The 22,723-nt window shown below is 43.7% G+C and carries 19 protein-coding genes; 6 read left to right on the top strand and 13 right to left on the bottom strand.

Going from position 1 to position 22,723, the window contains the following annotated elements; all coding sequences use genetic code 11:
* Positions 1-146: 146 nt before the first annotated feature.
* The 9 genes from AC6R00_RS22290 to AC6R00_RS22250 all read right to left on the bottom strand — a co-directional run bounded on the left by AC6R00_RS22290 (position 147) and on the right by AC6R00_RS22250 (position 8,891).
* Entirely contained in the window at positions 147-1,106 is a 960-nt protein-coding gene (locus AC6R00_RS22290) for a GGDEF domain-containing protein (RefSeq protein ID WP_500641977.1), read from the bottom strand.
* Between the two features lie 104 nt (positions 1,107-1,210).
* Positions 1,211-1,684, bottom strand: coding sequence for a DUF2947 domain-containing protein (locus tag AC6R00_RS22285; RefSeq protein WP_500641976.1), 474 nt, complete (start codon positions 1,682-1,684; stop codon positions 1,211-1,213).
* A 19-nt stretch (positions 1,685-1,703) separates the two neighbouring features.
* Positions 1,704-2,291, bottom strand: a complete 588-nt coding sequence (locus AC6R00_RS22280) for an HD domain-containing protein (protein WP_500641975.1) — start codon at positions 2,289-2,291, stop codon at positions 1,704-1,706.
* A 2-nt stretch (positions 2,292-2,293) separates the two neighbouring features.
* Positions 2,294-2,872 carry a ribosomal protein S5-alanine N-acetyltransferase gene (rimJ, locus tag AC6R00_RS22275; protein WP_500641974.1) on the bottom strand — a complete coding sequence of 193 codons (579 nt, stop codon included), beginning with the start codon at positions 2,870-2,872 and terminating at the stop codon, positions 2,294-2,296.
* A complete protein-coding gene (gene tyrR, locus AC6R00_RS22270; protein WP_500641973.1) occupies positions 2,873-4,417 on the bottom strand; it encodes a transcriptional regulator TyrR in 1,545 nt (514 codons plus the stop codon).
* Positions 4,418-4,517: 100 nt separating this feature from the next.
* Positions 4,518-5,567, bottom strand: coding sequence for a YcjF family protein (locus AC6R00_RS22265; RefSeq protein WP_500641972.1), 1,050 nt, complete (start codon positions 5,565-5,567; stop codon positions 4,518-4,520).
* Positions 5,564-6,940, bottom strand: a complete 1,377-nt coding sequence (locus AC6R00_RS22260) for a YcjX family GTP-binding protein (protein WP_500641971.1) — start codon at positions 6,938-6,940, stop codon at positions 5,564-5,566. Before AC6R00_RS22260 ends, AC6R00_RS22265 begins: the two co-directional genes overlap by 4 nt.
* A gap of 119 nt (positions 6,941-7,059) precedes the next feature.
* Complete coding sequence (locus AC6R00_RS22255; protein WP_004746177.1) at positions 7,060-7,245, bottom strand: hypothetical protein; 186 nt, start codon at positions 7,243-7,245, stop codon at positions 7,060-7,062.
* A 122-nt stretch (positions 7,246-7,367) separates the two neighbouring features.
* Positions 7,368-8,891: a fumarate hydratase gene (locus AC6R00_RS22250; protein WP_500641970.1), complete on the bottom strand. Its 1,524-nt coding sequence runs from the start codon at positions 8,889-8,891 to the stop codon at positions 7,368-7,370.
* A 169-nt stretch (positions 8,892-9,060) separates the two neighbouring features.
* On the opposite strand from AC6R00_RS22250, the gene pabB reads away from it, so the two are divergent.
* A complete protein-coding gene (gene pabB, locus AC6R00_RS22245) occupies positions 9,061-10,425 on the top strand; it encodes an aminodeoxychorismate synthase component 1 (protein WP_500641969.1) in 1,365 nt (454 codons plus the stop codon).
* Between the two features lie 301 nt (positions 10,426-10,726).
* Here the strand turns inward: pabB and AC6R00_RS22240 are convergent, their stop codons facing one another.
* Both AC6R00_RS22240 and AC6R00_RS22235 read right to left on the bottom strand, forming a co-directional pair.
* The gene (locus tag AC6R00_RS22240) at positions 10,727-12,424 is read right to left on the bottom strand and encodes an ATP-binding protein (protein ID WP_500641968.1); all 1,698 of its coding nucleotides are present in this window, start codon (positions 12,422-12,424) and stop codon (positions 10,727-10,729) included.
* Between the two features lie 5 nt (positions 12,425-12,429).
* On the bottom strand, positions 12,430-12,972 hold the full coding sequence (locus AC6R00_RS22235) for a heme NO-binding domain-containing protein (protein ID WP_500641967.1): 543 nt from the start codon (positions 12,970-12,972) through the stop codon (positions 12,430-12,432).
* Between the two features lie 84 nt (positions 12,973-13,056).
* Between AC6R00_RS22235 and AC6R00_RS22230 the strand changes: the two genes are divergently transcribed.
* The 5 genes from AC6R00_RS22230 (at position 13,057) to AC6R00_RS22210 (ending at position 20,461) form a co-directional block, all read left to right on the top strand.
* Positions 13,057-13,665 (top strand): CoA pyrophosphatase, encoded by a 609-nt coding sequence (locus AC6R00_RS22230; protein WP_500641966.1) that lies wholly within the window; start codon positions 13,057-13,059, stop codon positions 13,663-13,665.
* A 289-nt stretch (positions 13,666-13,954) separates the two neighbouring features.
* On the top strand, positions 13,955-15,208 hold the full coding sequence (locus AC6R00_RS22225) for an aromatic amino acid transport family protein (protein ID WP_494504859.1): 1,254 nt from the start codon (positions 13,955-13,957) through the stop codon (positions 15,206-15,208).
* 95 nt (positions 15,209-15,303) lie between these two features.
* Positions 15,304-16,665 (top strand): L-serine ammonia-lyase, encoded by a 1,362-nt coding sequence (locus AC6R00_RS22220; protein ID WP_004746169.1) that lies wholly within the window; start codon positions 15,304-15,306, stop codon positions 16,663-16,665.
* Positions 16,666-16,892: 227 nt separating this feature from the next.
* The gene (tpdA, locus tag AC6R00_RS22215; protein ID WP_500641965.1) at positions 16,893-18,605 is read left to right on the top strand and encodes a cyclic di-GMP phosphodiesterase TpdA; all 1,713 of its coding nucleotides are present in this window, start codon (positions 16,893-16,895) and stop codon (positions 18,603-18,605) included.
* A 248-nt stretch (positions 18,606-18,853) separates the two neighbouring features.
* Entirely contained in the window at positions 18,854-20,461 is a 1,608-nt protein-coding gene (locus AC6R00_RS22210; RefSeq protein WP_500641964.1) for an endonuclease, read from the top strand.
* Positions 20,462-20,524: 63 nt separating this feature from the next.
* On the opposite strand, the gene AC6R00_RS22205 is transcribed toward AC6R00_RS22210, so the two are convergent.
* Positions 20,525-21,679, bottom strand: coding sequence for an amino acid permease (locus tag AC6R00_RS22205; protein ID WP_500641963.1), 1,155 nt, complete (start codon positions 21,677-21,679; stop codon positions 20,525-20,527).
* A 416-nt stretch (positions 21,680-22,095) separates the two neighbouring features.
* The gene (locus AC6R00_RS22200; protein ID WP_500641962.1) at positions 22,096-22,722 is read right to left on the bottom strand and encodes a hypothetical protein; all 627 of its coding nucleotides are present in this window, start codon (positions 22,720-22,722) and stop codon (positions 22,096-22,098) included.
* Position 22,723 lies beyond the last annotated feature (1 nt).

Genomic DNA, 22,723 nt, shown 5'->3' with positions numbered 1-22,723 from the left:
TAACGCGTTGGAAGCATTCGTCTAAATAATAATAACAAATTACATAATGGTCGCAAAAAATAGACAAATTATTGGGCTAAAAGTCACATTATTACTATGGATTTAATCTTTACTTTTCCTAAAGTTAGCATGATCAAAATGATCATTTAGAAGAGTTCTACGTCATTTCCTACATTGTCATAACGATCTAAGCATTCTGCATCGAAGAAGTGTACTCGATTTCTTCCATGTTCTTTGACGTAGTAGAGCGCGCTGTCTGCGTGATCCAGTATAGTCGGCAAGTACTCGTGAGGTGTGATACCGCAAACACCACAGCTAAAGGTTAAGCTGTTAATTTGAGGAAATCTAAAAGATTCAATATGGAGACGAAATCCATCAAGCGCAGTTCTACATTGCTCAACACTTTGTTGAGGTAACAGAATAACAAACTCTTCTCCACCATAGCGGAACAACTGTTCCTGTCCGGTGAAATAGTTGCTCATCTGCTGGGCAAACATCAATAGTATTTCATCGCCAATCATGTGACCAAAACGGTCATTCACTTGCTTAAAATGGTCTAAATCAATGATGGCAACCCAGGCAGTAATTTCGACTGGTGTATCAGGCATAACGTTAAAACAACGTGCTAAGCGCTCTTCTAGTGTCTTGCGATTCAACAATCCCGTCAGTTTGTCTCGCTCACTATCGTGTAAAACGGCTAAATAATTACGATAGATTTTCGCGAAACCATCAATCAATAACTCGTAGCTATTTGGACACTCTTGAAAAATCACGATGAGTTCGGCTGAGCTATCTTCAGAAACAGGAATGGGATGTGTCGAAACATATTGGCCCTTTTCATCAATAGAAGTCGTGGCCTTGTCGTTAAGGTGAGCACGATTACCGTTATAGACAGAAATAGAATCGTAAACCCAGTCAAACTCTTTCTGCCCGGGTGCTCGTGTTACCTTTGCAACTGTTTTTGCGGTGCTATTGATAAAGTAAGTCAACTCAATCGATTGGGCAGGTGTCATTTCTGCAAGTGTAGCGACAAGGCAATGACCTAGGGAAACCGAGTTACGTTGCTCTGTAATTTCAACGACAGATTGAATTATCTTATCTTCCATGACTTGTTCCATGTCACTTTGCGTCCATAGTCAAAGTATAGACAGACACTAAAAATATGAAACAGGTACCATAAAAAAGAGCAGCCTTCGCTGCTCTTTCCTTTCTATTTCCTGAAACCTAACTTTACGGTTCCTTGAGTATCGAACCAAAGTGCTTCCTTTCGGCGACGTCCAATTAAAATAGGACCATCATCATAGAATAAGAAGTTCTTCCAATGCTTCTTAAATACAGACCATTTCGTTTCGATAACATTGTATTTTTCATAGCAAAAATACACGGTCACATCATCTTGCCAGTCAATGAACTCTTCTAACTCGTGAGGCATGGCTTCCTCGTCCGCTTCCCATGCAGCCATCCAATCTATCGTTTGTTGCCAATTAGACTCTTTCATTGGCCAATCACTTGAACTTAAGCGTTCAGCATCAGGGCTTTGCGCACTAATGTTCTCTTTCCACAATTGAGACGCGCGCGCCTGTGTCATTGGCTTAATTGCAGCCAAATCCTCTTCTGGCACAGGCATAGATTGATGGGTGAAAATCCATTTTCTTTGGTATTCATCCAAAGTTAGGTAAGACATTAATTTTCCTCTTAAAGCATTACGCTTTTAGCCAGCCTTTATTTGTGGCGTCGTCAATAATTTGTTTCGCTTTGTCCCACAGTGCCTGCGAGCCAAATTCAATCTTTTGATTGATGGTTAAAGCTTGGTGTCTTGTGACACCATGCTCTTGCCAGCTTTGTCCTTGATTATGGTAGTTGAGCAGCATGGGAATAATTCTATCCAAAGCTTTAGCAAACTTTGCATCGGCAGTTTGCGCAGATTCAAACTCTAACCACAATTGCAACAGCGATTGTCCTTGCTCTGCGGGTAGCATACCAAACAGACGTTGCGCGGCATCGAGTTCCTTTTGCTCTTGTTCAGCGGTTGCGGCAACATCATAAACAAAGGTATCACCGGCATCAATTTCTACAACGTCATGGATCAGTAGCATCTTCACTACTCGCGCAATATCAACTGGCTCGTTAGCATGCTCTTCCATTAATATTGCCATCAATGCGACATGCCAACTGTGCTCAGCACTGTTTTCTAAACGTCCTTCGGCACTTTTTACCCGAGTCCGTCTTAACACCGACTTTAGTTGATCAAGGTCCATAAGTAACGCGAGTTGTTTCTCAAGTCGTTCCACTTTTACGCACCTTTCCAGTTCGGGTTAATAAGTGAAGTCAGATTGTGGTCTTCCCACTGACCATTAATCAATAAATAGTCTTTAGCAAAACCTTCTTTAGTAAAGCCAACACGCTCAAGAACGGCTTCACTACGATGGTTACGAGGCATGTAACTCGCCATTATTCTGTGAATGTTCTGAACGCTGAACATATAGTCAACGGCAAGCTTAAGAGCGCGCGTCATTGCTCCTCTGCCTTGGGCATTTGCAGCCAGTGAATAACCAACGCTACAAGCATGGAATGGAAAACGTGATATGTTACTAAACGACACAGTTCCCAGCATTTCGTTGCTCTCTTTGTCAATGATCAACAAATAGTAACCAAGGCCCATTCTGTGTAGCTCATTGAGTTTAATCAACTTTTGCGTCCAACCAGACAAGGTAAAGAAGCCCTCTTCACGCTTCGGCTCCCACTCTTTCAAGTGCGCTCGATTAGCAATAAAATATTCAGATATTAAATAGCCATCCGTTGGTTCCGCAGTGCGAACCACAATGTCGTCATCCACTTCATACACTGAAGTGGGGGTACTGATTCTTTCCATCTAGTTTTTTCTGATTCCATATTCGCGCAACTTGTTCGCGACTGATGTGTGCGAAACGTTTAAGCGCTTGGCTAACTTACGACTCGAAGGGAATGACTGATAAAGACGTTCCAAAACCTGAGACTCATACTCTTTCATGATTTCATCTAGAGAGCCATCTAGGTTTAGAGCAGGTGCATTCGAAGACGAAGATTCTAATTGAGGTAAGTGGAATAGCTCAGCAGTCAGGATGTCTGATTCAAGTTCAGTTAATGCACGAAGCACCATGTTTTCAAGCTGGCGCATATTTCCTGGCCATTGATAGCTCACCAACTGATCAACCAAAGTCTCATCAATTGAAGGTTTGCTAATGCCAAGCTGCTTTACGTACTTAGCCACAAACAACTCCAGCAACGGCGCTATATCATTCGAGCGCTCTCTTAGTGGTGGAATCAGCAAGGTCAGTACGTTTAGGCGATAGAACAGGTCTTCACGGAACGAGCCAGATTCAGCTAAATCTGCTAACTGATGACGCGTTGACGCAATTACGCGCACATCGACATGAATTTCATCTTCTTCGCCCACACGACGGAAAGTACCATCTTGGAGCAGGCGCAGCAGTTTGATTTGCAGGTGTGGGCTCATCTCACCGATTTCGTCGAGAAATACCGTCCCCCCATTTGCCTGCTCGAAGATCCCCTTGTGGCCTTGCTCATGGTTAAATGACCCTGGTGCGTGACCAAACAACTCTGTTTCGGCAACACCATCTGGCATTGAAGCACAGCTCAATACTAAGAAAGGATTGGCAGCTCTATGAGAACGATTGTGGCACGCGCGCGCGAGCATCTCCTTACCTGTACCTGTTTCACCTTGAATAAGCAGAGGCTGGTCAAGCATAGAGAGTTTCTTCGCTTGGCTGATCAGTGCTTTGTGTCGATTAGAGACGCCAACAAAATGTTCAAAGCCAAGGTTATTGTGTAGAGGGAGCGAGTCGTCAAACAGTGGTTTTTCTTGAGTAGAGCGAATGATCATCACAGTACTTGCTAACACTGACTCGTTTGACTCGTCTGAGATGTAAACAGGCATGATTTCCATCATGTAATCTAGCCCGCTAATAACGATTTCTTCACGTTGACGAGCAATCTTGCCTTCTACCCATTTGGTAAAATTAAAGCTTGGAAGTAGCGTAGAGATTTGGTGACCAATCATTTCACTCTCTTCACAACCAAACAGCGACAATGCCGCATGGTTCGCCATATCTACATGACCTTTTAGGTCAATCGCCAGTACTGGCTCTGGCAGGTTATTGAGAAGAGAAATAAGCTCGTTATTGTGACGTTCAATTGGCATGAACTGAATCTTGCGAACGTCTTTCACCCCTGAGATACGGCGAATCTCTGCCATCAACTCGCTAAAAGTATCAAAGTCGATATCTGGGCAGTTTAAGTAGATGATCCCGGAAACATCGATTTCAATGCCTCGAAGATCGAGATTTTTAGAAGCAAGAATATCGAGCAATTCACGAGTCAGACCAAGTCTGTCTTCACAGAAAACTTCAAGACGCACGGATAAGTCCCTAAATAAGGTGTCACGAAAAGTTGACAGTAGTTTCCCTTAAGCCTAGATCCTCGTCAAGCAAACAGATATTACCTGCTTCACATTCGCACTATTTGATAGTAATTGCGGCGACTTTTTCAACAATCTGTTTTCGTATTGCACCCAATTTAACTTGTCTGTCCTTGTGCCAAGGGATTGGACGTAACAATGACATTGCCTTCAACCCGAGCCTCGCGGTTAGAATCCCGACGCCTAGCCCCTGCCCTGCCCGAGCAGATACCTTTCCAGCTAAGTCCATAGACATCAGATCCATACTGGCATCAACCGCCAACTCACTCGCGCCAGCGGCCGCCATATTAACCAATGTCGCTTTAAACAATTTCAAACGTGACCAATAACCAAGCTCCACACCATAAACCTCAGCCAGATTGTCGATCATTTTGAAATTGCGCCAAGCAACTAACATCATGTCAGCAACAGCCAAAGGGCTTATCGCAACAAGAGCCGCAGATTCCGTTGCATGCTGAGATACGATTTTTGTCGCAACTTTATCTTGTTCAGCCACCACCATAGCGTCATACATGTCGAGGATTTCAGCATCGCTGTGCGACGTATTAATGCTGTTCACCCAACGGTCATAGCTCGGTGATTCTCGTTTAATACCAGACTGTTTTGCTACCGATTCGCAAAACGCCTGACCTTGACCAACACTGTCCGAGTTGACGAGTGCTTCACTTTGCTCCTGAACACTAAAGTGATTACGCAGCCTGCGAAGTTTAAACAACTCTTTGCCAATTGCACTAACACCAAGTAAAGACACCGTCGCGATAAAACCTGACCAACCCAAGGCGAGCCAGTCTGTGGTTTGAATTGCAGAGACAACATTGTCTACCGCTTGCCAACCGACCAAGCCCGCAAAGGTACCGACCAGAGTAGTCGCTAGCCATCTCGAACCTGATTTTGGTCTTATGACCTGCTCTAGCTCAGCTTCTGCTGCGGTATCCTCCTGTTCATTATCGATTTCAACAGGCACGAACTGCTCGGACTGCTGAAACTGCATGTGAGCGGTCAGATCAGGTTGTACGTCTTCTTGCTCGCTGTGCAAAGCATCATCGAAGACCTGCTTTTGTTTAAACTGCGCTTTATCACTGTTTGTCATTTCAGCTTATCTCCGATTAAGTATTCAAGTGCTTTATCCATACGGATATGCGGCAAAGGCTCATCCGGTGAAGATTGCTGGGGTCTAAAGGCGGCAAACTCGAAGCCCTTCTCATGCCAGTAATCTTGAGCCGGCAGCTTTTTGGGTACTTCTCCGGGAAATACTGTGAGAGCTTGCTCATCCATAGTTACCCCTTGAATCGCAGGGTAAGATTGTTCGCCCTTACTAATAAAACCTGCTTGCGTTGCCTGTATCGATGCCATGGTCATGCAGTTCATTTCAATATTCTCGTACGACGCGGTTTGCCATGCCGGATGCACCATCTGCTGCAACAAAGAAACCAAATTGGTGTGCTGCTCCGGCGTAACATGGTCAGCTTTGGTTGCTGCAAACAAGATTTTATCGATTCGAGGTGCAAACAAACGCTTCAAGATATTACTTCGTCCATAGCGGAAACTGTGCATTATCTGTTCTAGTGCATGACGCATATCGTGGAAAGATTCGTATCCCGCATTGAGCGGTTGTAAGCAGTCCACCAGCACGATTTGACGGTCAAAAGTCGAAAAATGATGTTTGTAGAACGCTTTAACCACTTTCTGTTGGTACTCCTGATAACGCGCTTTGAGCATAGCTAAGTTAGAGCCTTTCTCTACTTTGCTTTGTTGTTCAATCTGACACGGGAAAAACTGAAGCACAGGCGCTCCTTCTAAGTCTCCGGGCAACACAAACCTACCCGGCTGCACCCAATGCAAACCTTGCTCTTTGCAGTTATGGAGAAATTCAGTGTAAAGCTCGGCAACTTCTGCAAGAAGGTTTTCATCTAACTCCGCGGTTAAATCAATCTGTTCGAGCCGTTCTAGCCAAGGCTGCGCCAATTCTTTTCGCTTACCTTTCAACACCTCGAACTGACTTTGCGACCACTGATGAAAGTCCATATCAAGCAGGGGTAAATCAAGTAACCACTCACCCGGGTAATCGATAATATCAATGTGCAAAGTAGATGTGCTGCCGAACAATTTTTTGGTCTTTTTCTGCGGACGATATTTTATTGCCAGTCGGATCTCACTCACGTCTCGAGTCGGTTCCGGCCAGATCGGCGGATCTAAGTGTACATGCTGCATTGCCTCATCATAGGCAAAACGCGGAACAAGCATATTGGTTTGCGGTTCACGCTTGGCTCCGACTAATCTTTTGTCCCGTGCGGCGGAAAATAACGGTAGATTTTCATGAGTTGAAGTATGGAGAAGCTGATTAACGAGGGAGCTAATAAATGCAGTTTTACCGGCTCTAGAAAGACCTGTCACGGCAATACGGACATGGGAATCCATAGTACGGCTAAGTAAATCATTTACTTCTTGAGTAATTTGCTTCATTCACATTCTCTTTGTTTCAATCACACTGGTAGCTTAGCGACTCTAATCTTAATCCTAGATGAACAAAAAAGCCCCTGATAAAAATCAGAGGCTTAGTGTATCAGCGAAAACGATAAACGTTAGTCGTCTTCGATCAATTTGTAGATGACAAACAGGGCGATTTCTAACAGCACAAACAGAGCACAGCTAATCGTGACATACTTTTCATCGAAGATACTGATGCCATGGAGAATAAGGTCATATCCAACGAAAGCACCAATAACCACCGCAATGATGATCTGTAAGATTTGAATAAAGCGTGGCATTTTTACTCCTGACTTAGGGTTACAACTCTAAACTAGATAGACAAAAGGTGCAGCATTCGCTCCACCTTTGTCAAATATTCACTAATTAAATCAGTGATTTCTCACAAGCTAAACAACGACTGCTAAGCTTGGTCTTCCATTTCTTGGATTTTTACTTTCCAAGTGTCTGGACCAATCTGGTGAGCGTTTGCGCCACTTGAGTCAACCGCGACAGTAACAGGCATATCTTCGACTTCAAACTCGTAGATCGCCTCCATGCCTAAGTCTTCAAATGCAACCACGCGTGCTTTCTTGATCGCTTTAGCAACTAAATAAGCTGCACCACCAACTGCCATTAGGTACACCGCTTTATGCTTTTTAATCGACTCAACTGTTGCTGGTCCGCGCTCGGCTTTACCAATCATTCCCATAATGCCCGTCTCTTCTAGCATCATATCGGTAAACTTATCCATACGCGTAGAGGTCGTAGGACCAGCAGGACCAACGGCTTCATCACCCACAGCATCAACTGGACCAACGTAGTAAATAAATTTACCTTCGAAGTCGACGCCTTCTGGTAAGCCTTCACCACTTTGTAGCATGCCTTGAATGCGTTTATGCGCCGCATCACGCCCCGTCAGGATTTTGCCTGAAAGCAATACGGTCTCACCTGTTTTCCATTTTTCTACTTCTTCTTGAGTCACTTCATCTAGGTTGACGCGGCGCGTATTTGCTCCCGCTTCCCAAGTAATATCAGGCCACTCTTCAAGCTTAGGTGGTTGCAGATCTGCAGGGCCTGTTCCATCTAATGTGAAATGTACGTGACGAGTCGCGGCACAGTTTGGAATCAAGCACACAGGTTTAGAAGCGGCGTGAGTTGGTGCTGTTTTAATTTTAACATCAACAACGGTAGTCAAACCGCCCAGACCTTGCGCGCCAATGCCTAGCTTGTTAACGCGATTGAAGATGTCCAGGCGAAGCTCTTCTTCTGCATTTTGTGGACCACGGTCAATAAGCTCTTGGATGTCGATGTGCTCCATCAGAGATTCTTTTGCCAGTACCGCAGCTTTTTCTGCCGTACCACCAATACCGATGCCTAGCATACCTGGTGGACACCAACCTGCGCCCATTGTTGGTAGCGTTTTCTCTACCCATTCAGCAATATCATCCGATGGGTTAAGCATCACCATCTTAGTCTTGTTTTCTGAGCCGCCACCTTTGGCCGCAATTTGAATTTCGACCTTGTTACCCGGCACCATATTAATGTGAACAACGGCTGGTGTGTTGTCTTTGGTATTGATTCGCTTACCTGCTGGATCCATAAGAACAGAAGCACGTAGCGGGTTATCTGGGTTTGTGTAAGCTTGGCGTACTCCCTCATCGACCATTTGTTGAACAGTCAGATCGGTTGAATCCCACTGGACACCCATGCCCACATTCACAAAGCAGGTCACAATACCAGTGTCCTGACAGATCGGTCGATGGCCTTCTGCAGACATACGAGAGTTAATTAGAATTTGAGCAATGGCATCTTTCGCCGCTTGACTCTCTTCACGGTTATAGGCTTTTTCTAGGGCTTGGACAAAGTCTAATGGATGGTAATAAGAAATGTACTGGAGCGCATCAGCAACACTGCTGATCACATCCTGCTGGCGAATTACGGTCATTGCATGCCTCGTTATATTTATGCTTCCTTTTTGTGGTCGAACACAAACGTTTGCTCGTTGATTTTATATTTGCAAAACACTGTTGTAGCGACCTTTGTTGTCATTATGATACTCTTGCTTTCCTCAACACGCCACGTAATCAACGATCTCTTTGTCACAAATTAAACAAATGAATAACATCAAGCCAAATCGCCTAGAAATCAAACCGGTTTCTTATCAAGAAGACCTTGCAACTCAGCATTTTGCCAACATTCAACACCTGCCTTGGTCAATGTTGTTGCGCTCGCCTTCACGCACTCATGTTGATAGCCGATTTGATGTATTAGTGACAAAACCAAAAGCGACGATTACCACCCTTGGTAACGAGAGCTATATCGTCACTGAAGGCGTGGAGGAAACCTCCAGCGAAAACCCGTTTGAACTCCTTAACCGAGTGCAAGCTCAAGTTTTGCCTGAGCTCGACTATTGTGGTGAACTGCCTTTTGTTGGTGGTGCTTTGGGGTATTTTTCGTATGATTTGGGCCGCCGAGTTGAGCGGATGCCATCGATAGCCGCACAAGACCTTAAAACACCCGATATGGCTATCGGGCTATATGAATGGGCGATGATCGTTGATCATCAAGAGAAGTCTGCGTTTGTCGTTGGTATTGACGCAGAAAAGAATTGGCAGTGGCTTTGCAGTCAGCAAAACACCGACAAAGATACGTTCGAACTCATTGATGATTGGCAGTCCAATATGACCAAAGCGTCATACAGTGACAAGTTTGCTCAAGTTCAAGAGTACCTGCGTTCTGGTGACTGTTACCAAATTAACTTAGCACAAAGGTTTAGTGCATCATACCAAGGTAGTGAGTGGCAAGCGTATCAAAAGCTCGAAGGCGTAAACCAGGGTCCATTTTCCGCTTTTGTGAGAACCGGGCATGGTGCAATTTTGAGCGTCTCTCCCGAGCGCTTCTTACAGGTGAAAGACAGCAAGATTGAAACAAAACCCATCAAAGGTACTCGCCCTCGTAGCACGGACCCACAGTTGGATAAACAAGCGGCTTATGAGCTTGCTAACGCAGAAAAAGATCAAGCCGAAAATCTGATGATTGTCGATTTACTAAGGAATGATGTTGGCCGAGTTGCTAAACCGGGAACCGTTCATGTACCTAAGCTTTTCGATATTGAAAGCTTTCCTGCTGTTCATCACTTAGTGAGTACTATCTGCGCAGAGCTCGACGACCAATATAGCGCAGCAGACTTATTGAAAGCCTCTTTCCCCGGAGGTTCCATCACAGGCGCACCAAAAATTCGCGCGATGGAAATTATTGAAGAGCTTGAGCCTCACCGACGAAGCGCCTATTGCGGCAGTATTGGCTATATAAGTCGACATGGTCGTATGGACACTAGTATTACGATTCGTACGTTAGTCGCTGAGAATGGTAATATCCACGTATGGGCGGGGGGCGGTCTAGTTGCAGATAGCCAGTGTGACGCGGAGTATCAAGAAACGCTTGATAAACTAAGTAAGATCCTGCCGACCTTAGAGTAGAGAGTGATTAGAGGCAAACATCTAATGCCTATCGCGCATTCATTAACAAGAGAGTCGCATGGGCAGCCTTACTATAGACGTAGCAGTGAGAACCCCTTCAACACCAAAGCCTGAGAATTAACTAGCCCATGCAACAATTTGAAACTCTGCTCTCAGCTTAACGTTACCTACTTTAAGGCAGATACTACAAGCTAAGATACAAAGAGATGTTATAACATAACACAACCAAAGAAAAGTAATTCTTGCTCACCTTCTATCATCTCGAGATTGACTATAAAGGTGCCCGCAACCTAGGTGAAAGTTAGCTCCATTTTTCGAGCATCAATTTTAGATCTTTAGCCGTGTAGGGCTTTGTTAAAATATCATCCATACCGCACTGGATACATTTCTCACGCTCTTCGAGCGTAGTTCCAGCCGTTAACGCAATAATGGGTAAGGTATACGCTTGTTCTCTTAAGTATGCAGTTGCCTCAAAGCCATCCATTTCGGGCATGCGGCAATCCATAAAGACAAGATCATACTTGGAGGAGTTAAAAGCTTTGATTGCTTCAAGGCCATTATTAGCCATATCGGGAGTAATTGAGAGCTTCTTTAACATTTGATTGATGATGACTTGATTCATACGAATATCGTCAACCACCAGAATAGATAGTTCCTCTAGCGGCTTAATCAGGGGTTTGTGCTCTGCTTGTTCTGAGCTAACCGTCCACTCGGCGGTTTGTTTAAGCGGTAAGAGCACTGTAAACGTACTGCCTTTTCCTATTTCACTAGAGAGCGATATTTCACCCGACATAAGTTCGACAAGATTTTTGCAGATCGCGAGGCCTAACCCTGTCCCCTCAAAATTTCGCTTCGCTGTCCTATCTGCTTGTACAAATGGCGTAAACAATTGCGCTTGCGACTCTTCACTGATCCCAATCCCTGTATCCGTTACTGCGAAGAGTAGTCCCTCATTCTCCCATTTGACTTTAATGGTCACCTCACCTTGAGAAGTAAACTTAATCGCATTGCCCACCAAATTAATCAGAATCTGGCTAATACGTTCAAAGTCACCGATGAAGGCCGCTGGGATCGTATTTTGCTCAATGATCTCGAACCCCACCCCCTTCTCTAGTGCTTTCGTCTCAAATATCCCTAACAACATTTCACGCATTTCCGACCATAAAAACTGAGATGGGATCAGCTGCATCATCCCTGCACTCATTTTACTAAAGTCGAGAATGTCGTTGATGATATGGCGAAGCAGGTCGCCCGAATGTGAGAGGTTGCTTAGCAAGGTTTGTTGCTCTTCATCTAACTGAGTTCCGGCTAACAGTTCAGCACTGCCTAATAAGCCATTGAGAGGCGTTCGGAGTTCGTGGTTGATCATGGCAACAAACTCTTTGGTCGAGCGTTCAGACTCTTCAGCTCTCGCTCTCGCTTCTTGGTTACTTGTCACAATCAGTTGGCGACTTATCGCGCTGCATAGTAACTCTGCAACGAGCAATAGCTGATTTACGACAAACTCTCGGTCGATATCTTCGCTAAGTAAGTCGACCGTGAGTTCACCAACAATCTTATGTTCCACCTCGATCGGTAGCTTTAAAGAGTTATGCTGCCAAATAGCGTAGGGCTTCACTAAGTTTAAATCTTTAACTTGTGCAGAACCAAACACGTTACCTATGACGGAAGTCATAAGTTCAGCCTCAATGTACAAGCCAACGCCACATAGTGCCGAAGAAGCCATCAGACGTTCGAGCAAATTTGCAATTAAGCCATCATCGAGAGTTCTGCTCAAGAAGGCGCGCCCGAAGTGAATCAGCGCTTCACTGATATGTTGCTCAAATTCAAGCTTATGCAAATCACTGTGGGTTTGCTTTTTAAGCTGCGTTAATACCAACTTCAAGTGCTGGTTGGATTCATACAGCTCTAAGCTTTTTTGCTCCAGCAACGCTTCTGCTTGTTTACGCGCAGCTATTTCTCTGGCTAGCTTTCGTTCTAAAGGGGTGTCCTTTTCCATTTAGGTTATCCCACGACACTAACCTTGAACCGAACTTGACTACCGTCTTCGGACAAGTTTTCCATCGTCGTTGCGATTTTCTCTTTGAAAAACTCACCACAACCTTCAATTAGACCCAAACAGACATGCGACATGCAACGGGCACTGCGATAGTCAAAGACCAGCTCGCTTTCAGCCTCAGAAATGAATATAAAGGAAGGAGGGTTGGCTTCGGGATACAGCTTTTTGACTTCGATATGAATATAGTCTTCGACCAATTTGATAAATTGAAACGTCGACTTGCACTCTTGTAAGCTATTATTATCAGGTAAGGTGTTATAAAGGTTATTAAAAACTGATTGACCAAAAACTCGTTGAAGATCTTCTGGTGAGATACCAGTACGAATGCTGAGTTGCATGATGAGCTTAACCAAATTGCGATGATCATAACTACCAACGGATGTGTAGACGCCATCATCTCCCGCAGCAGAAAGTAAGCTATCAAGCTCTTCTAGACCAAACTTTTGTTCAACCAAGTCCATAAACTCAGTAAAGATAATGCCTTTCATTAAGTACGCTATCCTTGCGCTAATAGGTGTAGTAGAAAGCATGAGCCATATTGAAGGCTTTTTCAAATATCGACAGGAGCTAACGTGTTGTCTGAGCTAAATAAAAACCACTTGATCCAGCGATTTCAAATGCATCAAACCGTCAACTATCACCAAGAAGCTCTCAACCGTGTCTCACACCTTAATCAAACTCACTTACGTAAAGCCTCTGTGTTGGTTGGTTTTGTCGAACGCGAAACCGGCATTAATGTTCTTTTCACTCGCCGAGCCAAGCACCTGAAACATCACCCCGGTCAGGTCAGCTTCCCAGGAGGGAAATTCGAATCAGGCGACATCGATTTGTCTCACACTGCGTTACGAGAAACTTATGAAGAAGTGGGAATTGAGCAAAACCAAATTGAAATATTTGGTCAAATGCCAGAACTGGTCACAATAAGCCGATTTACGGTCACTCCTTTCTTGGGATTTATTTCTCCAGATTATCAAACACGCATTGACAAAAATGAAGTGGATGAAGTTTTTGAGGTACCCGCTTCTGTGGTTTTAGATAGAGAAAAATTACACAGTCAGCAATTTCGAGTTAACAATTTTTCACATCGAGTCTTTGGGCTTTCTTACAATTCTCATTTTATTTGGGGGATGACAGCGCAAATCATTCAAGCGATGCAAAATCACATTATGCATCAGCATTAATAACCCCAATGAATGAAACAAATCTGTTCACATTAGTTAAATTGTTTATCAATAACGGAAACGTTTTCTGAGACATACATTAAACAAATTCATAACAACATTAGATTTACTAATGAATCGCATTAGCATAAATCACTAGTAGCACATCATTTTCGTGAGCAAAAACCTGTTTTTGACATATCATGTTATAACTTGAATCAATTCATGATTTAGATCTAGTTTTCGTGCAAGGTTTTTATGCAAAATTGCCCCCGACTTATTTCCTGTTCCCAAAAATGAGTATCACAAAATGAATACTACAACTACTGCGGCTTCGACCGCACAATCGTCTAGTAAGTTTACTTACAAAGACTTCACTTGGTGTCTATCACTTTTCGGTACCGCTGTAGGTGCTGGCGTACTTTTCCTTCCTATCAAAGCTGGTGCGGGTGGTTTTTGGCCATTAGTTATCCTTGCTCTAATCGCAGCACCAATGACTTGGTTCGCTCACAAATCTCTTGCTCGTTTCGTACTTTCTGCGAAAAACCCTGAAGCTGATATCACTGACACTGTTGAAGAACACTTTGGTAAGACTGGCGCAAACCTTATTACTTTTGCCTACTTCTTCGCTATCTACCCAATCGTTCTTATCTACGGTGTTGGTATCACAAACACGGTTGACTCTTTCCTAGTTAACCAAATGGGTATGGAATCTATCCCACGTTGGTTGCTATCTGGCGCGCTGATCGCTGCAATGACTGCGGGCGTAGTGTTTGGTAAAGAGCTAATGCTGAAAGCGACATCTGCACTGGTATACCCACTAGTGTTCATCCTACTTGCGCTTTCTTTCTACCTAATTCCAGATTGGAACAGCTCAATGGTAGAAGTAGCACCAGACTGGTCTTCTATGCCATCTGTTGTTTGGCTAGCAATTCCAATCATCGTATTCTCTTTCAACCACAGCCCAGTAATCTCTCAGTTCTCTAAAGAGCAACGTCGTGTTCACGGTGAAAATGCAGTTCAGAAAACTGACACTATCACTGGCGGCGCAGCGATGATGCTAATGGGTTTTGTAATGTTCTTCGTATTCTCAGTTGTTCTATCTCTGTCTCCAGAGCAACTAGCAATGGCGCAAGAGCAAAACATCTCAGTTCTTTCTTACCTAGCGAACGTTCACGAATCACCACTTATCTCTTACATGGGTCCACTAGTGGCATTCGCAGCGATCACATCTAGCTACTTCGGTCACTTCCTAGGTGCTCACGAAGGTCTAGTAGGTCTAATCAAGTCTCGCTCTGAAACGCCAGTTAGCAAGATTGAAAAAGGCTCTCTACTGTTCATCGTTATCACTACTTGGATCGTGGCTATCGTTAACCCAAGCATCCTAGGTATGATTGAAACAATGGGTGCGCCAATGATTGCGGCAATCCTATTCCTAATGCCAGTATTCGCAATGCAGAAAGTGCCAGCTATGGCGAAGTACAAAACTTCTGCACCTGTACAGATTTTCACAGCAATCTGTGGTATTGCGGCAATTACTTCTGTAATCTACGGCGCTCTTTAATCTACGGCTTTATAAAGTCTGATTAAACCAAGAATATAACGATAATAAATAAGCCTCCCTTACCCCTTGGGAGGCTTTGTTCTGAGGTAATCGATATGATTAGTGTTTTTGACATCTATAAGATCGGCGTTGGTCCTTCTAGCTCACACACTGTAGGCCCAATGAAAGCAGGTAAAGAATTTATTGATGATTTACGCTCAATGGGAAAATTGCGCGACATCACTAAAATTACCGTCGACGTTTATGGATCACTATCACTGACAGGGAAAGGTCACCACACAGATATTGCTATCATCATGGGTCTTGCAGGCAATACCCCTGAGAAAGTTGATATTGACTCTATTCCGGGCTTTATTGCTCGCGTAGAAGAAACTGAGCGCCTTCCTGTTGGCATGCACTGTCACACAGTATCGTTCCCTAAAGAGGGTGGTATGAACTTTCATACTACTAACCTTGAACTTCACGAAAATGGCATGCAAATTCATGCTTGGATCGGTGAAGAGAAGATTTACTCTAAGACTTATTACTCTATCGGCGGTGGTTTCATCGTTGATGAAGAGAACTTCGGTAAAGAAGAAGAAAACCCAGTAAAAGCACCTTACGAGTTCACCACAGCTGAAGAGCTAGTGAATCAGTGCAAGGAAAGCGGTCTTTCTATCAGCACATTGGTAATGAAAAACCAAGCTGCACTTCATTCTGACGAAGAGTCTCGCACTTACTTTGCTAACATCTGGAAGACCATGCGTGAGTGTATGGATCGCGGCATGAATACGGAAGGTATTTTGCCAGGTCCTCTACGTGTGCCTCGCCGCGCAGCAGCGCTACGCCAGCAACTTCTAACTTCAGAGAAAACGACTAATGACCCTATGTCTGTTGTAGACTGGGTAAACATGTTCGCTTTTGCTGTTAACGAAGAAAACGCTGCGGGTGGCCGTGTGGTGACTGCGCCAACTAACGGTGCTTGTGGCATTATTCCAGCGGTATTGGCTTACTACGACAAGTTCATTCAAACTGTCACAGAGAAAGACTACATCCGTTACTTTGCAGCTTCTGGTGCAATCGGTGGTCTATACAAGCGTAACGCTTCTATCTCTGGTGCTGAAGTTGGCTGTCAGGGAGAAGTTGGTGTGGCATGTTCTATGGCGGCAGCGGGTCTTGCAGAACTTATGGGTGGTAGCCCAGAGCAAGTATGTATGGCAGCCGAAATCGCAATGGAGCACAACCTAGGTCTGACTTGTGACCCAGTTGCTGGTCAGGTACAGGTTCCATGCATCGAGCGTAACGGCATCGCTGCTGTTAAGGCGATCAACTCGACTCGTATGGCTCTACGCCGCTCTTCAGCGCCAACAGTTTCTCTGGATAAAGTAATTGAAACTATGCTAGAGACGGGTAAAGACATGAATGCTAAATACCGTGAAACATCTCAGGGTGGACTAGCAGTTAAAGTCATCTGCTAATCGCGCTAAACCTTATAGAATAAAGCCTGAGCTATCGCTCGGGCTTTTTTATTATCACTTCAAACAACGCCATTCACCAAATAAATACATCATTTGGTTTAGTTTATAAAAAAATATAAATATGTCGCTATATCCAAATACTTTGGATATGCCCGCATTTAATCACATCCAAACGCTTCATTTATTGATAACTTCATCCCCTTTTCAACTCAGGGGTTATTATTCGAATGATTAGGTTTGAACTTGGAAGTCAAATCTGTGTGTGCCTGTCGGAAGACGAACTCTTAATCGAGATCGATCACCAACGACATGCATCCCTTTCCATTACTGATAATGAATATCTAATATTAAGCACTATATCCGCATACGGAACGCTAAATTCTCCAATATGCCAGCGCGCCATCGAGAATAAGCTCACGCAAAATCACCAGGTAACATTGCCAGAAAACGGCTTTAAAAATGTTATCGCTTCATTGCGTAAAAAATTCAAAACGCTGATCAAGCCTCACTTAGAAACAAGAAAAAACATCATAGAAAACATCCATCGGGTCGGATATTTCGTTCCTTTCGAAAGTCACGACAATCAAAAAAATGGAGCAGACCAACAAAGAAGAGTCAATAAAGTCGCTAAGCATGCTGTGGTCACTGCGCTTAAACATTGCCTAACCAATCGAAAACTCTATTTCGATCTCGGGCTTGTTCTAATGCTATCTAGTCTTGGTTTTGTCTTTATTTGCTACATCACTATTAATGCCCTTATTAAGCAAAGCTACTTCAATGACGTTAACGACTTCACAGACGCTCTCGCAGAGCAAAGCTGTTTTACAGATCAAACAACACTGAGCTCTATGTTCGATCAAGTAGAGCTTGTTGAGTCAAGTATGATGATCGATCGTTACAATACTCGCTGCTTAGTAACGCCAGAACATGTTATGCCTGTAAGCAAACAACAATATGAACAATGGCTTGAGAACAGTAACTACATCATGCATGAGTTCGAAAAGAAAGGAACGTCTATGGTGGTGCGAGTAAAGAACATTAATCTATCTCGAAGTATAGAGGGCCATTTATCAAGTTTCTTTCTTAAAGGCATTAAGATCTGCACCAACACGGGTACATCACTCAAGGTGGGTAAAACAGACGGGCGACCGTCAATAAGCAAGGAAACAGATGCAGGTTATACGGAGCTTTTTTACATATCCAACCCTATACGTAATATCCTGCTGTTTACCGTGTTAATGGTCATAATGCTGCGGTACAAAAACTTGATTGCAATTAGCCAGTATTTCTTAGGTATTAGGCGATTTAGCATGAAACTTGAACCTATTTATGACACTGAGGGACACGTAAATCTGCACTATGAAGCCCTGTCCCGTTTCACAACTTCGAATACACAGAAGTTTATTGAAACGCTGATAGCAAGGGATTTACTGCTCACTCATACGCTATTGGTAATCAAAACCTTGTATGCTGAAGAGACTAACTTGCTTGCTCCAGTCAGTGTCAATGTTTGCCCTTCTCTATTGAAAGGCAACAATTTTCGCTCGCTATACCAATGTTTAACTCAATACGATTGCCATTATTTAACCATCGAGATTACCGAAAATGCGTCGATGTATTATACCGATGAGATTTACCACAATATCCGTCTAATCAAATCACTTGGCTGTAAAATTAGCATTGATGATTTTGGGACTGGCAATAACAACGTCGAATTAATTGGCAAAATTAAGCCAGACTACCTCAAAATTGATCGAGACTTTGTTATTGGCATGCGTCAAGACGAAAAGAAAATTGAAACTGTGCGCCAACTCATTGCTATGGGTAAAGCCTACCAATGTACGATTATTGTTGAAGGTGTAGAAACGGCAGAATGTGCTCACCTGCTGACAAAGCTAGGAGCCAAAATACATCAGGGCTTTTATTACGCCCTCGCCTAAAATTATAAACAAAGGTGGCTAAGCCACCTTTGTTCTCTGTAAGTAGGCCGCTCAGCATTCGCATCCCCCATTTACATCAGCAGATATATGTTGACGTAAATATCACCCCAATCTGTTGTTTGTGAGATATTCTGCATAATTTTGCAATACCAATTCATCCAATCAAATGAAAATGCGACGAACGTTAAACTTATTGACATAGTAAATACCTATCTTAGTTGTGATTTTTTAATCCAATGAGAAACCCTATGACAACAAAAATGAATAAACTCACCCTAGTCGCATTAATGTGTTCCCCTATGGCTTTTGCACAAATACAAAATGGCGACTTTGAGCAGTGGAATGGAAACACACCCGCTAACTGGACAACTATCGACTCTGGTATATCTGTTGCCCCATCGAGTGTCCAGATAAATAGTGGTGGTTTATCCGCTCTTATCACCATCAATACGGCTACTCAGAGTAACACCGACTTTTTGCAAACAATCTCTGTAGTGCAAGGCAAAACGTACCCAATCTCGGCCGCTATCTTTCATACAGAAGGCAAGGTGAAAGCGAGGCTTATCGTAGACGGATACCAGAATTATTCAGATCCATCCAAAACAAACCAGTGGCAAGATCTCACCTATACGTATACTGCCACCACGAATAAAGACATTCAGGTTGGACTCAGATTTTACGATGTCTCAGGTTTTGACGGTTCAGAAGCGGTGTACGTTGACAATTTCCAACCAACAAACTCCTCTACCCCTCAGCCATCGACGTGTGATAAGACTAATCTCACCCTCTCGTTGACTACTGACCAATATGGTTCAGAGACGTCTTGGAATATCAAAAACAGTGGCTCGACAGTTGTCGCTTCCGGAGAGGGTTACAGCAACTCTACCACCTATACCAAGGATATTTGTCTCGACGATGGCAGCTATCAATTCACAATCCTAGATAGCTACGGAGATGGGATTTGCTGTAACTCTGGTAATGGCGCTTATTCGTTAAAAAATGGTCAAGAAGTCATCGCGTCCGGTGGTCAATTCCAAGACAGCCAAACCACTAACTTTACTCTTGGCAGTACTACCCCACCGCCAACCAGCGACTACTATAAGTCTGCACAAGGGAAATCCGGATTTGAGCTAAAAACCGCGTTGTATAACATCATTAAGGATCACAACAGTCGCGGCTATTCCGCCATTTGGACTCTAGTTAAAGACGCCGACATCGATAACTACTACGAGAAAGATGGTTCAATTCTAGACGTCTATTCCGAAAAGCCAGAAACATCGGACGTCATTAACTTCACTAAAGTGACTGACCAGTGTGGCCAATATAGTAAAGAAGGCGATTGCTATAATCGAGAGCACTCTTTCCCTAAAAGCTGGTTTGGTGGCAAGGTAGAACCAATGAACTCCGATGCCCATCACTTGTTTGCTACCGACGGTTACGTTAATGCGAAACGCAGTAACTGGCCGTTTGGTGAGGTTACGAGTACAACATACGTCTCAAGCAATGGTTCAAAACTTGGCAGTGCAAGCAGTTCATTAGGTTACAACGGTACGGTATTTGAACCTATAGATGAATTCAAAGGAGACTTTGCTCGTGCGTATTTCTATATGGCGACTCGCTACGAAAATCTGATTGGAAGCTGGCAAAACAACAGCACTAATTCAGACGCAGTGCTCAACGGTACCAGCACGACTGTATTTGAACCTTGGCTTCTTTCAATGCTAAAGCGTTGGCACAAAGAAGATCCTGTCAGTACAAAGGAAGTAAATCGCAATCAGGCGGTATTTGAGTTCCAAGGAAATCGAAACCCATTTATCGACCATCCAGAGTTTGTCGCGCAGATATGGGGAAATTAATATAAGTATAAAAAAATAGGCGCTATTCACTAGCGCCTATTTTTCATTGTGCCAACAACATCGCTATATCATTTGCGACACAAGCAAGAACCCACCAAAAGTCAGCCCAAATAACATCATTGCATTACCGCCTTCAGCAGCATAACGCTCACTTAAGGTGTTCGCTATTCTTAGTTTGTAGACCATAGCAAGAGGAACAAAAACGGCCAGAAATACCAAGATGATTCCCGCGTAAGCCAGAACAGATAAGAACTGGTCAGCAGCCATGATCGCACCGATTAATGGCAATACGAAGGTCAGCACATAAGTGACTACACGATTTTGCTTGAAGGTATCGCTGTTTTGGTGAAACAGTGACATTGCAACGCCGAAGAAAGATGTCAGCAGCGCTAAGCCTGTAAACAGAGACAGCACCGTACCAATCCAAGGTGCGTCATGCTCAAAGCCTGCCATCAACTCAGAAACGCTAGCAAATTCTTTTAGCTGTTCTGGCGGCAAGTTACCGACGACAGCAAACAACCAACACAGGTAGCAAAACAAAGGGATTAAAGAACCAAGAATAACCATATTTCTTAGCTGCTTGTCTGTCGCGTCACTGTTGTAAGTCACCAAACTTGGGATCACAACCATAAAGCCAAAACTGGTAAACAGCACTGCACTGGTTTGAATCAAACCGACCTGATCGTTGTTGCTCACTTGCGCAAGATTTTGCGTTGAAAACTCTGGCAGAAGCACCAGTAAAGTAACCGCCAAGCTTGCGATCATAACAAAGAAAAGCGCTCGGTTAAGCTTATCGATCACGCCTGTACCACACGCAACAATCGCACCAGCAATCAGAGTAAATAGAATCTGACTTTGAGTGAAGCTAATCGACAATCCAAGAGCGGAAAGGCCCTGAGACAACAAATCTGCTGCGCCAAGAATGTATGCCATCAATAGGCAGATGAGCAGAGCATAGAGCAGACCATTGGAGACAAGTTGTCCGCCCTTGCCTAACGTTTTGCGAGCTATCGAGTTAAGTCCTAACCCGCCACCAGATTTGATGGTTGCTTCGAGCAAAAGTAATGCTGAATATGTGGTACCAAACCAAATCAGTACCATTAAAAGGGTTCCGTACAATAAGCCAAATTGGGCTAGTACCATAGGAATTGCAAGCATACCAGCGCCAAGCGCTGTACCAGAAATAATGAGCGCGCTGCCCAGAAGTTTTGTATTCATTTTCTCTAAAACCGTAAATATTATTTAAAATTTGAAGCTATGCGCTTGGTGCGCAGACGTACTGAAATAAGGGAGAATCAATACGAAAAATAAAATCGAGAAAATGAATAAGGCTGCAAGAGGGTATTGCAAAAGCAGAAGAGTGCTAAAGAAGAAAAAAGAGAGGTTACGTTGTTTGAAGCCTTATGCGGCGACCCTTCTGTTGGCTCCAGAATCGGGGTAGTAATTTTGAAAATCATTAAGATGTCCTAAGTAAAAGACAATCCGTTGGGAAAAGCATAGCAAATCCTGCGCTATGTTATCTCGATCTGAGATAACTTCATCTTATAGGCTGAAGCTATGATTGCAATGGGTTATTTTTTAACTGGTCAAATAACAACCTAACCCACTCATTAGATTTACGCCTGCTAGAAACACTATTCTTCCGTTGGCGCTACTCTTCCCTTTATCTCATTACCCGCATCACGAATCAGATCAATGGGCGACATAATCACGCCTTTTACGGCTCCCTGCGTAGCTTGTTGCGCAATATCTTGGCTTTTCTCAACAATCTGATCCGCTTTGACTAAAATTGGCGGTATTTCTTGGCGCAGAGCTTGAGATTCAGTCACCACGAGAGGGACTGTCTCTTGTCGGTAACCTTCACTCTCTACCAGTACTTTGGGGATTACGTTAATTCGGTACTGCTTGGTTTCTTCAATAACCGCTGGGATGACAGACTGGCGATACAAACTCACTTCTTCAACAATCGACGGAATTTTTGCGTCAATAGAAGCGGCGGTTTTATTAGTTGCATTCACCGCTGCAGTGACATCATCAATACTTTTCAATGCATTCGGAACAAGCTGCTCAAGCGTATCTGCAATGGCTAACCACTCATTTATCTGAAAGTTGTCTGAAAGCGTGCTGATGTCCGCAATAACTTGAGGGTAAGTTTCAACAATTTCACCAACCTTAGTGGTCATGCTGTGAATGGTATAACCCAAATAGAAGATTGAAAGCGCCAATACAAGTTGAATCGCCGAACCGATCTTTGATGCCATA

It is taken from the genome of Vibrio sp. R10-SF1-ISO8 (assembly GCF_059833805.1).
Note: the sequence above shows the minus strand (reverse complement) of the source record. Positions and strands in the feature narration are given on the sequence as shown.

Coding starts and splice junctions, on each gene's coding strand:
- AC6R00_RS22290 (WP_500641977.1), bottom strand. CDS start 1,106: ATGGAAGATAAGATAATTCAATCTGTCGTTGAAATTACAGAGCAACGT.
- AC6R00_RS22285 (WP_500641976.1), bottom strand. CDS start 1,684: ATGTCTTACCTAACTTTGGATGAATACCAAAGAAAATGGATTTTCACC.
- rimJ (WP_500641974.1), bottom strand. CDS start 2,872: ATGGAAAGAATCAGTACCCCCACTTCAGTGTATGAAGTGGATGACGAC.
- AC6R00_RS22265 (WP_500641972.1), bottom strand. CDS start 5,567: ATGACAAACAGTGATAAAGCGCAGTTTAAACAAAAGCAGGTCTTCGAT.
- AC6R00_RS22260 (WP_500641971.1), bottom strand. CDS start 6,940: ATGAAGCAAATTACTCAAGAAGTAAATGATTTACTTAGCCGTACTATG.
- AC6R00_RS22255 (WP_004746177.1), bottom strand. CDS start 7,245: ATGCCACGCTTTATTCAAATCTTACAGATCATCATTGCGGTGGTTATT.
- AC6R00_RS22250 (WP_500641970.1), bottom strand. CDS start 8,891: ATGACCGTAATTCGCCAGCAGGATGTGATCAGCAGTGTTGCTGATGCG.
- pabB (WP_500641969.1), top strand. CDS start 9,061: ATGAATAACATCAAGCCAAATCGCCTAGAAATCAAACCGGTTTCTTAT.
- AC6R00_RS22240 (WP_500641968.1), bottom strand. CDS start 12,424: ATGGAAAAGGACACCCCTTTAGAACGAAAGCTAGCCAGAGAAATAGCT.
- AC6R00_RS22235 (WP_500641967.1), bottom strand. CDS start 12,972: ATGAAAGGCATTATCTTTACTGAGTTTATGGACTTGGTTGAACAAAAG.
- AC6R00_RS22225 (WP_494504859.1), top strand. CDS start 13,955: ATGAATACTACAACTACTGCGGCTTCGACCGCACAATCGTCTAGTAAG.
- AC6R00_RS22220 (WP_004746169.1), top strand. CDS start 15,304: ATGATTAGTGTTTTTGACATCTATAAGATCGGCGTTGGTCCTTCTAGC.
- tpdA (WP_500641965.1), top strand. CDS start 16,893: ATGATTAGGTTTGAACTTGGAAGTCAAATCTGTGTGTGCCTGTCGGAA.
- AC6R00_RS22210 (WP_500641964.1), top strand. CDS start 18,854: ATGACAACAAAAATGAATAAACTCACCCTAGTCGCATTAATGTGTTCC.
- AC6R00_RS22205 (WP_500641963.1), bottom strand. CDS start 21,679: ATGAATACAAAACTTCTGGGCAGCGCGCTCATTATTTCTGGTACAGCG.
- AC6R00_RS22200 (WP_500641962.1), bottom strand. CDS start 22,722: ATGGCATCAAAGATCGGTTCGGCGATTCAACTTGTATTGGCGCTTTCA.